The sequence below is a fragment of the Streptomyces sp. NPDC008313 genome (assembly GCF_042956125.1).
Lineage (GTDB): Bacteria > Actinomycetota > Actinomycetes > Streptomycetales > Streptomycetaceae > Streptomyces.
Genome location: NZ_JBIBFR010000043.1, coordinates 22226 through 30545, shown reverse-complemented (window position 1 = coordinate 30545; position 8320 = coordinate 22226). Strand labels below are relative to the sequence as shown.

General features: G+C 72.0%; 7 protein-coding genes. 5 read left to right on the top strand and 2 right to left on the bottom strand.

Annotated elements, in window-relative coordinates; genetic code table 11:
* Positions 1–167: 167 nt before the first annotated feature.
* From ACFY93_RS33705 to ACFY93_RS33695, 3 genes are all read left to right on the top strand, one after another.
* Positions 168–407, top strand: a complete 240-nt coding sequence (locus ACFY93_RS33705) for a hypothetical protein (protein WP_391365736.1) — start codon at positions 168–170, stop codon at positions 405–407.
* A complete protein-coding gene (locus ACFY93_RS33700) occupies positions 407–784 on the top strand; it encodes a toxin Doc (protein ID WP_391365735.1) in 378 nt (125 codons plus the stop codon). The genes ACFY93_RS33705 and ACFY93_RS33700 overlap by 1 nt, the downstream gene beginning before the upstream one ends.
* Before the next feature lie 160 nt (positions 785–944).
* Positions 945–2168, top strand: coding sequence for an MFS transporter (locus tag ACFY93_RS33695; protein ID WP_391365734.1), 1224 nt, complete (start codon positions 945–947; stop codon positions 2166–2168).
* Between the two features lie 49 nt (positions 2169–2217).
* On the opposite strand, the gene ACFY93_RS33690 is transcribed toward ACFY93_RS33695, so the two are convergent.
* Positions 2218–3804 (bottom strand): hypothetical protein, encoded by a 1587-nt coding sequence (locus ACFY93_RS33690; protein ID WP_391365737.1) that lies wholly within the window; start codon positions 3802–3804, stop codon positions 2218–2220.
* Positions 3805–4203: 399 nt separating this feature from the next.
* Between ACFY93_RS33690 and ACFY93_RS33685 the strand changes: the two genes are divergently transcribed.
* Both ACFY93_RS33685 and ACFY93_RS33680 read left to right on the top strand, forming a co-directional pair.
* Positions 4204–4992: an SAM-dependent methyltransferase gene (locus tag ACFY93_RS33685; RefSeq protein ID WP_391365733.1), complete on the top strand. Its 789-nt coding sequence runs from the start codon at positions 4204–4206 to the stop codon at positions 4990–4992.
* Positions 4993–5152: 160 nt separating this feature from the next.
* Complete coding sequence (locus ACFY93_RS33680; protein ID WP_391365732.1) at positions 5153–5656, top strand: excalibur calcium-binding protein; 504 nt, start codon at positions 5153–5155, stop codon at positions 5654–5656.
* A gap of 106 nt (positions 5657–5762) precedes the next feature.
* Here ACFY93_RS33680 and ACFY93_RS33675 read toward each other — a convergent pair whose 3' ends face one another.
* Positions 5763–8312: a discoidin domain-containing protein gene (locus tag ACFY93_RS33675; RefSeq protein WP_391365731.1), complete on the bottom strand. Its 2550-nt coding sequence runs from the start codon at positions 8310–8312 to the stop codon at positions 5763–5765.
* Positions 8313–8320: the final 8 nt, after the last annotated feature.

Sequence of the window (8320 nt, the reverse complement as noted above, 5' to 3'; positions counted from 1 at the left end):
CGAAGGATGTCGAGCTCGCCGCATAACCCCAGCAACCCTGAACCACCCCAAACCCGACAGGGGTGCCTTGACGAAGGACATAGAGGCACCCCCCCATGGAGGGCAGCTCCGGCAGGGAGTACCAGGAGACCTTGCCCTTCACGGTACCTACTAGGTACCGTCCTTGTATGCCATCACTGAACGTGTCCTTCACCGACAAGGAACTCGAGGGGGTGCGGGCGGCCGCCGCGGCCGAGGGGAAGAGCCTCAAGCAGTATCTGCACGACCTCGGGGTCCGCGAGATGCAGCGCAAGCAGTTCGTCGCCGGTGCGTCGCTGTGGGCCGACCGGTTGCGGAGCGAGTTCGACGAGGCCTTCCCCGACGAGGTGCCGCCCGCCGAGCGGAGCGACGGGGCCGCGGCCGCCTGATGCATCTCCATATCGACGTCTCCTGGCTGCTCGACGTCCAGGAGGCCGCCCTCGCGTACGAGGACATGTCCGTCAGCGACTACTCGGCGCTCGTCGCCGCCGTCGCCCGTCACCGGACCAAGCTGCCCACCCTCGCCGCGGCGGACCCCGACGCCGCCTGGCGCGCCGCCGCGCTCATGCACACCATCGTGCGCCTGGAGCCGCTTCCGCACCGCAACAGCCTGTTCGCGGCGTTCGTCGCCGCCCAGTACATGGACCAGTCGGGCGAGGGCATCGACCCGCCCTACGGCGCCCTGTCGGACCTCGTACGCAAGATCCGGGACACGCCCGTGAGCGTGGTCGCCGTCGCCGGCCGGCTGCGGTCCTGGAAGGTGTGAGCGCGGCCCACCGAGTGCGCGCGGGCCCGCCGGCTGATGTCATGTCAGTCAGTCACGCCCGGTCCGTTCGCGCCGGCGCACGGCCGTCCGGAGCGCGTCAGCGCGCGGACACGGCGGTCGCCGTGCCGGGCCCACGTCACTCACTCCGGAAGAGGCCCAGGTGCGGAGAGCAACCGCCGACGCGACGCCGCCCGGTACGGCGGCCGGACGGCCGCGCTCCGGCCGGCTGGGCGTGGCCTGCGTGGTGTTCGCCTTCTGGGCGACCATGGCGGGCACCACCGCGCCCACACCCCTCTACCCGGTCTACGGCGAGGCGTTCGGTTTCACCCCGTTCACCGTCACCGTGGTCTTCGCCGTGTACGCCTTCGGGGTCGTCGCCGGGCTGCTGGTGTTCGGGCAGCTCTCGGACCAGGTGGGACGGCGTCCCGTCCTGATCGTCGCCACCCTGCTGGCCCTCGGCGCGGCGCTGGTCTTCCTGATCGCCCGGAACCTGGCCGTGGTCCTCGTGGCCCGGGTCCTGTCCGGTCTGGCGGCCGCCCTCGTCACCGGAGCCGCCACCGCCTCGCTCACCGACCGGATGGACCCGCGCGCCCGCGTCGGGCCCGCCACCCTCGCCCTGTTCGCCAACATGGGCGGACTGGCCTCCGGCACCCTGCTCGCCGGAATCCTCGCGGATCTGGCTCCCGATCCCCTCCGTACGCCCTGGGTGGTCATGGGGGTCCTCTCGGCCGCCGGTCTCCTCGGCGTCATGGTCAGCGGCGAGAGTTCCGCCCACCGGTCGGGTTTCTCGCCGCGGCCGCAGCCGCTGCACGTGCCCGGCGAGATCCGCTCGGACTTCCTGCGGTCGGCCATGGCGGCGGGCGCGGGCTTCGCCGTGCTGGGTGTGCTGACCGCCGTGACCGGGCTGTTCCTCGGCACGGTGCTCGACGAGACCAGCCACTCCCTGACCGGACTCGTCGTCTTCATCGCCTTCGCGTGCACCGCGCTCGGGCAGCTTCTGGTCCGCTCCCTCAAGCCCTCCCGGGCCCTGCCCGCGGCGTGTGCGGGGCTCGTCGCGGCCGCCGCCCTGATCGCCACCGCCATGTTCACCGGCACGGCGGCCCCGCTGCTGGCCGGCTCGGCGGTCAACGGGGTGGCGACGGGGGTGGCCCTCGGTCACGGCCTCGGCAACATCACCACGCGGGGCGAGCCGGAACACCGGGGCGCCTCGGTGTCCACGTTCTTCGCCATCCTCTACACGATGCTCGCGGTGCCCGCGATCGGCGTCGGGGTGCTGATCCGCGAGACCAGCCTGCGCCCCGCGGGGGAGATCTTCAGCGCGGTCGTCGCCGCGCTGTCCCTCGCCGTCCTGATCAGCCTGTTGCGGCCCCGAAGGGCCTGGTGAGCGGCCTCGCCGGCCGCCCTTCACGCGGTGAGGGGCGGCCGGCGTGCCGTCAGTCGCCCAGGCCGAGCCCTCCGGTGGTGTAGGCGCACTCCGTGTAGATGTAGCCCGGCCGGAGCTTCGCCGTGTCGGACGCGGGGGTCGCGGCGCCGGTCCCCTGCGGCTTGTGCAGGAAGTACGTGGTGCCCGCCGGGAGGCTGATGGTCCGCTGCGGATAGTGCTTGCCGCTGTCCTGGCAGGCGTGGAAGCCGGACAGCAGGGTGGTGGAGAGCGAGTACGACTTACAGCTGCCGCACGCCTTGAGCGTGAAGCTCCCGGTCACCGGTCCGGTGTACATGACGGTGATGTCGTCGGGGCTGTCGTTCTTGACGGTGACGCTGATGCTGCCGCCCGAGGCCGTCGTGGGCAGGTGCTTGCCCGCCGCGGGCACCGTCCCGGCGATCTCGGCCGCGATGGCGATCTTCTTGGCGCGCGCGGTGTTCTTGGCGTGCTTGTTGTCGGCGGCGTAGTCCCGCATCGTCGTCTGCGCCGCGTCGAAGTCGCCGTCCTTGTACTGGTCGACACCGCAGTCGTAGGCGCCCGCGTCCGCGCTCCGGCCGGCCCGGCCGGCCTCCCGGCCGAGGGCTCCGGCGATCCCGGCCTTCTCGCCCGGCAGGCCGGTCACCTTGGAGCTGAGGTCGTCGAGGTGCTGGACCGCCTCGCACGGTTCGTCGCCGCGTACGTCCTTCACGGCCTTGTCGACGGCCTGTTTGACGGCCGGTTCCACCTTCGCCGCCTGGTCGGAGTCGGGGAAGAGGGTCAGGAGGTCGTCGAACGAGCCCTGCCAGGCGGCGTCACCGGCGTCGAGTCCCCGCGCCGCGCACTCGTACAGGGAGGTCGCCAGCCGGTCGTCGGGCCACGCGGCCAGGCTGCCGAGTTCCTTCTTCCCGACGGTGTCCGGGACGGTCCGCAGATACTTCAGCGGGGCCACGGCGCCGCAGTAGTCCTGGCCCGCGTAGGGGGCGCCGACCGTCGTGTAGTACGTCTTCAGCCGTCCGGGCACCCGCTCGGCGGCGCGCGACCCCGGGTGGTCGTCCACCAGGTCTCCGTAGACGCCCAGTGCCTCGCGGAAGTCGTCCTCGGCCGCGTCGAACGACGTCTTCCCGCCCGCCTCGACGAGACGGTCCGCGTCCTCCAGCCGGTCCAGCAGCATCCGCTCCGTGGCCTCGTCGCGCGCGTCGTCGTACAGGACGACGCCACCGGCGGGCACGGCGAGCAGGGCGAGGGCGACGGCGGTCACCAGGACGGGGTTCGCCGGGCGGAGCGGACGGGCCGCCCGTGCGCCCGAGAGCGCGCCGTGCGCCACCGCCGCGGCGACGAACACCGCGTACGCGACCAGGGCGGCCCCGGACACTCCGTCGGGGTCGGCCGGGAGAGCCACCAGCAGCAGGGCGCCCGTCGCGGCCAGGCAGACCGCCGTCAGCACCCAGCGGCGCAGGAACGCGTAACCGAGGCCCAGTCCCCCGAGGTTGAGCAGGGCGACCGCGACCGCCTGGCGCCGGTCGGCCGGGCCGCGCGGCGGAGCGGGCACCGGCGCGGGCCACGAGGCCGTCGCCGGGTTCGGCGGGCCCGGCGGCAGGGGCGGTGGTGCGGACGGCATGGGCGGAGCGGCCGGGGGCGGGGCGGGTGCGCCGGCCTGCCGGGGAATCGCGTCGGACGGTGTGGGCGGCGGCGGGCCCGGTGGCGCGGACGGTGGCGTCGGTGGCTGGACCCCGTGGGCCTGGTCGTGGTCGTGCTCGGACATGGCGGCTCCCCCCGTCAGAACGTCCGCATGTAGGCGGCGTGTCAGTGTACGGTCCGTCGCCCCTCACGGACAGCCGGTATGCGGTCGCGCACCGGATGCGTACGAACGGCCGTACTGCCGCGCCGAGTTGGCCCCGTCGGCGGCGAGCGGCACGGCCTCCGGTGCAACTCCCCACACCCTACGGGCGCATGGCGCCCGGGAGTAGGATCTTCGATCACACGACCAGAGCCGATCACCAGTGCGACGGAGCCTGCCATGACGCACGGCACATCCCCTTCCCCACGGATCGACACCAGCAGGGCACACCCGGCGCGGGTCTACGACTGGCTGCTGGGCGGCAAGGACAACTACCCGGTCGACGAGGCGGTGGGGGCGAAGCTGCCGCCGGAGGCGAGCGTCGGGGCGCGGCAGAACCGGGCGTTCATGCACCGGGCGGCCGCCTGGCTCGCGGCCGAGGGTGTCGATCAGTTCCTCGACATCGGTACGGGCATCCCGACCGAGCCCAACCTCCACCAGATCGTGCAGGGCGTCGTGCCGGCCGCGAAGGTCGTGTACGCCGACAACGATCCGATCGTCCTGCGGCACGCGGAGGCGCTGCTGGTCAGCCGTCCCGAGGGGGTGACCGACTACATCCAGGCCGATGTCCGCGAGCCGGAGGGGATCGTCCGCCACGCCCGCGGGATCCTCGACTACTCGCGTCCCATCGCCCTCTCGCTGATCGCGCTGCTGCACTTCATCACCGACGAGCAGGACGCCCACGCCATCGTCCGCGATCTGGTGGCCACGCTGCCGTCGGGCAGCCGTCTCGTGCTGTCGCACGCCGCGTCCGACCTGAATCCCGAGCTGGCCGAGCAGGTCACCGCCGAGTACGCGAAGGGCGGTATCCGTCTTCACTTCCGCACCCGTGCGGAGGTCGCCCGCTTCTTCGACGGGCTCGAACTCGTCGAGCCGGGCCTGGTGACGGCGACCGAGTGGGACCGGCCGGCTCCTCCGCCGGCGCCGGAGGAGTGCGGTCTCTACGCGGGCGTGGCCCGCGTGCCCTGACGGAGACCGGGAGCGCGGGCCGGTCCCGCCGCCGCGGGTCCGGCGCCCAGGGTGTCGGGACGCCCGCCTCCCTGCCCCGTTCGGCCTACGGTGACGGGCCGCCTCCGCCCCCGGCTCCTACCGTCGGGGTGTCGGCCGCACCAGGCCGGGAGGAGGCTCCATGCACCGCCGTACCGTCGTAGGTGGCATAGCCGCGGCGATCGTCTCGATCGCCCCGTTGTCCGGCCTCGCGCACGCCCAGGACCTCGACTGCGGCGACTTCACCTACCAGGAGGACGCCCAGGCCGTGTTCAACGGCGACCCGCGCGACCCCAACCGGCTGGACGAGGACCAGGGACCGGACGACGGCATCGCCTGCGAGGCGCTGCCCCGGCGCTCGGTCACCTCCAGCACCTCGCGGCCCCGCCCCACCCCCACGAGCGGTACCACGCGCACGCCGGCCACGCCCGCCGCGACCCCGACGTCCACCCGCTCCGCCTCCCCGGCCGTTCCCCCCACGACGGCCACCACGACGGCCGCCCCGACACGCGGTGTCCAGGGAGGTGCCGGCGGGGCCGTCACCTCGGGGCCGACCGGCTGGGACGTCGCCATCGGCGTGGTCCTCGCCGCGACGGCGACCGCGGGAGGCGTGGGTTACCTCGTGCGGCGGCGCCGCCGCTCCTGACCCCGCTCCCCGGCAGCCGCGGAACAGCCCGCACGGCTGTGGCCCGCCGCGGGAAGGCGGCGGGCCACAGGTCGTGGATCAGCTGTTCAGCGGATCACCGGCGGGATCACGGGAAGGACGTGATCTTGGACGGCACGGTGTCCGTCCCCGAGGTCGGTGCTCCGGTGTTGTTGATGACGTGGGCGTACTGGCCCTTGCCGCCCAGGGAGATGACGAGGATGTCGTGCATCTTGATGCCGGACTTCACCGGCACCTGGAAGCCGTGCTGCTGCACGATGGACGGATCGGACGTGAAGTTGCAGTAACTGCCCATTCCCCAGGCCTCATGCGTGTTCACGCTGTCGGCGACCTTGTAGGCGGCGTAGCCGACGATGCCGTCGTGGGTGACGGCACCGGCGTTCGGGACGTCGTAGGCCTTCTCGTTCTGGAAGAAGATGGTGCGTCCGCGTTCGCCGTTCCAGAGCACGTCGTACTTGTTGAAGTGCTCGACGAACAGGCCCGTGGCGAGGACGTCGTCGCCGTTGACGACGAGTCCGTAGTCGGCGCGGTTGGTCTCCCAGCCGACGCCGTCGCCGTGGTCGGCGCGCCAGATCCAGGTGTGGTCCACGATGACGTCGTCACTGTTGACCACCACGGAGTTGGTGGCCAGGCCGGGGCCCGCGCCGCCGATGCGGATGAACACGTCCTGCATGGACGTCGGGTTGGCGGAGTGGTCGGCCGAGGAGCCCGCGGACCCGATCTGCAGCAGCGTGTCCGACTTGGTGGCTCCGGCGTCGATGAGGAAGCCCGCCAGCTTGACCCCGTCGACGTCGGCGACGTGCACGGCGTCGACCCCGTGGTCGGGGACGAGCGTCGCGAGGCCGAGTCCGAGGACCACGGTGTTGGCGCGGGTGACGTCGATGGTCTGGTCGAGGTGGTAGACGCCGGGCGTGAACAGCAGGTTGAGGCCCTGCGAGAGCGCCGCGTTGATGGTGGCGGCCGTGGCGCCGGGTTTGACGACGTAGAACTGACTCAGCGGGAGCGAGGTGCCGCCCGTGTTGGCCGGCCAGGACACGCCGCGCGTGTTGGTGCGCTTGCCGGGGACGAACACCTTGTAGTCGTTGCCGTCCAGGTAGAGGAACGGCTTCTCGCGGGAGACGGGAGTGGTGTCCAGCGTGGTGTACGGGCCGGAGTCGAAGTTGGTCGCCGGGGCGCCCCGGACACCGGAGAAGGTCATGTTCCACACGCCGTTGGTCCAGCCGCCGACCGAGCTGTCCCGCGTGTACCACTGCTGCTGGGAGTACGGGCCGACCGTGCCGTCGACCTTCGAGTCGGCGATGTAGCCGCCGGAGGCCCAGCCGTAGCCGTTCGGGGCGAGGTTGAGGCCGCCCTCGACGTGGATACGGCGGAACGGCGCGGCCTGGGCGACCGCCCAGCGGTCGGTGCCGTTGACCGGCTTGATGGAGAGGTTCTCGGCCGAACGCCAGAAGTTCTGCGTCGCGTTGCCGTTGAACCAGCCCGCGTCGACGGTGACGTCACCGTTGATCTTCGTGTCGTCCGGGTTGAGGCCCAGACCGGAGATGGAGGTGTAGAAGCCGATCTGCGCGTTGATGTTGTTGTACGTGCCGGGCTTCAGCAGGAACTGGTAGCGGCCCGAACCGAACTGGTTCGACTCCTGCTTGGCGAAGACGTCGTCGAACTTCCCCTGCAGATCAGGCGTGCTCGGGTCCACGACGATGACGTTGGGCCCGAGGTCCCCGCCGCCCTCGACGGGCGGGGTGCTGCCTCCGGAGCCGGTGTGGACGGCGACCTCCCACAGCGAGTAGCCGTAAGCGGTGCCGCGGGTCGTGCCGTACACCCGCAGGTAGCGGCCCGAGCCGTTGACGTCGTAGGACGTCTTGCCGGCGGTGCCGTCGGCGACGTCCTTCAGGGTCGTCCAGTCCTGGCCGTCGGCCGACGCCTGGATCTTGAAGGCCTTGCCGTACGCGGCCTCCCAGTCGACGTCGACCTTGCAGATGTCCTGCTTCGAGCCGAGGTCGACGCGGACCCACTGCGGGTCGGACCACTGGCTCGACCAGCGGGTGGCGCCGTCCCCGTCGAAGGCGTTGACGGCGGCGCTGCCCGCGTTCTCCGTGGAGGACGCGGTGGCCGGCCTGCCCTTGGCGGCGTTGGTGGTCGAGCAGTCCGTGGCGGGCGGCGTGGTGCCGGCGTCGCCGAAGACCTGGAACTCCCAGAGGGAGTAGCCGTACTGGGTCGCGCGGGTCACCCCGTACATGCGGACGTAGCGGCCCTGGCCCGAGACGTCGAGCGTGTCGACGCCGCCGTCGCCGCCGGTGACCGACTTCAGGTCGGTCCAGGAGCTCCCGTTGTCGGAGACCTGGATCTTGTAGTCCTTGCCGTAGGCGGTCTCCCAGTTGAGGACGACCTTCGTGAGGGTGGCCGACTTCCCGAGGTCGACCTGCAGCCACGAGGTGTCGGTGGCGGCCGACGACCAGCGTGTGCCGGTGTCGCCGTCGACGGCGGCCTCGGCGGGGGTGCCGCCGTTCTCGTCGGAGGACGAGACGGCCGTCTTGCCCTGCGAGAGCGGCGCCTCGGCCGCGCCGGCCGGTATCTGGGAGGGGATGGTCACCAGCGCCGCCGCGGTGGCCAGCGCGATCCCCAAGGATCTGAGTCTCATTCGTTCAC